This window comes from Palleronia sp., assembly GCF_042089775.1.
Taxonomy (GTDB): Bacteria; Pseudomonadota; Alphaproteobacteria; order Rhodobacterales; family Rhodobacteraceae; genus Palleronia.
The window spans coordinates 1-2,660 of the sequence record NZ_JBELKF010000244.1 but is presented as its reverse complement, the minus strand read 5'-3'; the positions used below and the strand labels follow the sequence as shown (position 1 = coordinate 2,660).

The 2,660-nt window shown below is 62.7% G+C and carries 3 protein-coding genes; all 3 read left to right on the top strand.

Going from position 1 to position 2,660, the window contains the following annotated elements; all coding sequences use genetic code 11:
• Nucleotides 1-1,330 (top strand): hypothetical protein (locus tag ACFDS3_RS20615; RefSeq protein WP_375264195.1); only part of this gene is annotated, 1,330 nt, incomplete at its 5' end.
• A 526-nt stretch (nt 1,331-1,856) separates the two neighbouring features.
• Entirely contained in the window at nt 1,857-2,183 is a 327-nt protein-coding gene (locus ACFDS3_RS20610) for a hypothetical protein (RefSeq protein ID WP_375264194.1), read from the top strand.
• A complete protein-coding gene (locus tag ACFDS3_RS20605; protein ID WP_375264193.1) occupies nt 2,176-2,487 on the top strand; it encodes a hypothetical protein in 312 nt (103 codons plus the stop codon). Before ACFDS3_RS20610 ends, ACFDS3_RS20605 begins: the two co-directional genes overlap by 8 nt.
• Nucleotides 2,488-2,660: the final 173 nt, after the last annotated feature.

The following is a 2,660-nucleotide window of genomic DNA, read 5'->3' as shown; positions in this document are numbered from 1 at the left end:
CCGGCTGATCTTCCGCGAAGATTACGACGGGTATATGTTCGACATCGGGAAGTTCATCTCCCTTGAATTTGAAGACGTTGAATTCGCAGTCGAGAATCCCGTTACTAATGCCGCTGCGCGAACTCGCCATTGGGCTAATTTCCAATCCAGCGGTGGTGGAACGGAGGTATTCTACACGCGATGCCGGTGGGATGGGTTCGGCACGGTCAGCCACATTGCGGACAATGCGAATGCCGACAACTTCCACGAAGTAAACTGCACTTACGAAAACAACTATCACGGCTACGATACGACGATCAGCACGCAGGCGCTGTCGATCAAGTCGGATCAGTGCCAGCTACTTCGCTTTGCTGCTGGTGGCAGCTGGCTTTACACGGGCGGCTCCGGTCAAGTTGAGATCAACACGCCAACGATCATTGGTGACGGGGCGCTGTTCAAGTTCAAGCGATACGCTTCCTACGGGGCCGCCAGCAACTACCTCGCCAAGAACGCGAAGATGGAATGGCATCGCGGACAGAACCCGAGCGCCAACCCGAAGTGGATCGCGCTCGACGCGGCGACGGGACACGCCGTCAACGACTACAAGCCCGCCGCCGAAATCGTATTCGAGCAATGCGTCCTGTCCGGCAATGACGGCGGATCTGACCAGGCTACGCTGAATGCGCTGTCCACGATGGATCTGACGGGGCGGATGCGCGTGACATGGCGTCATGGCCATTACGAGGGCGGCGTAGACTATGAGCGCACGACATGGCTGACCAACCTGCCGCCGTCGAATGGGCGAGACGGCATTGTGTCGTTCCTTGACGCGCGACGTGCACCACCCCCTTCCGCGCTTGTCGAAAGCGGAGGCGGCCTGAACACGGGGGTCAAGAGTCCGACTTGGGTCTATCAGAGGTGCGGCAATGTCTATGACATGACATTCGGCGGCAGCGAGGGCGTGATTCACACCATGCCGATGGTTAATGCTGTATCCCCGCTCACCAATCGCCGCCTTCTGCAGGGCACGTCGCAGGATTTCGAGTTGCCCCTGGGCAAGCCGCAAATCCTGCGCAAGGCGACTGTCGTCTTGTCGCAAGGCGAGGCGTCGGGCGGCGGCGCATCGACATCGGTAGCGGGCACAAAGACATTCAGCATCTACTCGGACGCTGGGTATTCGACGCTCATCGGGCAAGGCACGACGACCGCCACGGCAAACGGCACAGTCGTCGAGATAGGGCTAGACGCAGGCGGTGAGCATTTTGACGGGACGCTGTATCTGCGGACGGAGAACACGCTCTCAGGCGCTGTCTATGGGCGGTGGCTAATCGAGACCCTGCCGCCAATGTAAGCCACCCCGCTCGACGGATCACTCTGGCGAGCGGTTCTCATTTTCGTACGGCGGCGTCAGAACGTCCGCTCAGGCACAGGCGGTAGGGGTGTCCAGTTGGTATGATAGCCCGTCGTTAGGTCTTCTCGATCGACTAGCATGTGTTGAGCCAGTGCTCTCATCGACTCGAAGGGGGTGACGCGGGCGCAGCCTGTATCGATGATCGTTGCGCCGAAGAACGTCGCGGGATCGAAGTCACCCGGCGGGGGGCGAGTACGACCGCCCCGGCTTCGCGGTTTCGAGATCGCCTCAACCGTGCTGAAAAGCCGAACGAACAGGAGTTTAGGGCGAACGTTGCCCCTTGCGCTGGTCTCCGAAGGCCGCGGTCAGGGGGGGGTGGTGGCGTTTCGACTTTTGCGACTCGGCTGGCCTTGTGAGGAGATCCGCGCGACCTGTCAAGACAGCCCTACCAATCCTAACCCTCCCAATAATCTAAGTAGGAGCCTCGTGTGCCCGATAGTTTTGCATGCCTGCGCAAGGCCCCGACATGACCATCCTCGACGAAATCTCGCGCCTTCTCGGCGCCGCGCCCGAGCATGTCTCGGCCCTCATCGTCTCCGGCGCCGGCGGGGCCCTCGTGCGGGCCCTGTCGCTGCCCGAGGAGAGTTGGACGCGCCGCGCACTGCACGGCGTCATCGGCGCGCTCTCGGCCATCTTCCTCGGCGGCGTGGTCGGGCACCTGATCGACTCGCTCACCGGCGCGGGCATTTCTGCCTACCTTGCCGCGGGCTTCCTGATGGGTGAGGGCGGCATCGCAGCCGTGCATGCGCTCCGGCGCCGCCTGCTGCCGCCGGGAGGCAAGGACAATGGCTGACCTCATGCTCATCGCGCACACGCTGTCTTCGGGCGCGCTCGTCGTCGTCTGCTGGTGGCTCGTTCACCAGAACGCTTTGGTATTGCGCCCGCCCGGCCTGGTCATTGCCGCCGGCTTTGCCTGGGTCAGCCTCACGGTGCTGGTCACCGCCTTCCTGCGCCTCGGGGATGAGGCGCGCGACATCTGGATCATTGCCTCGAAGGTCGGCCTGACCTTCACCTTCTGCGCCGTGTCCTGGCGCCGGCACATGTGGCGCCGGCTTCGCACGCGGGCCGCCGCGCGTCGGCAGCGCCGCAAGGGCTGACCCCTTCGGCATCACCAACCACCGGCCCCGCCAGCGGGGTTTCTTCGCATGGGGGATCACCATGAAGATCAGCGACCGTGGCCTGCTCGAGATCGCCGAGCACGAGGGTATCGTGCCCGCGCCCTACTATGACAGCGTAGGCGTCCTGACCTACGGCATCGGCCACACTAAGA

Coding starts and splice junctions, on each gene's coding strand:
- ACFDS3_RS20605 (WP_375264193.1), top strand. CDS start 2,176: ATGGCTGACCTCATGCTCATCGCGCACACGCTGTCTTCGGGCGCGCTC.
- ACFDS3_RS20610 (WP_375264194.1), top strand. CDS start 1,857: ATGACCATCCTCGACGAAATCTCGCGCCTTCTCGGCGCCGCGCCCGAG.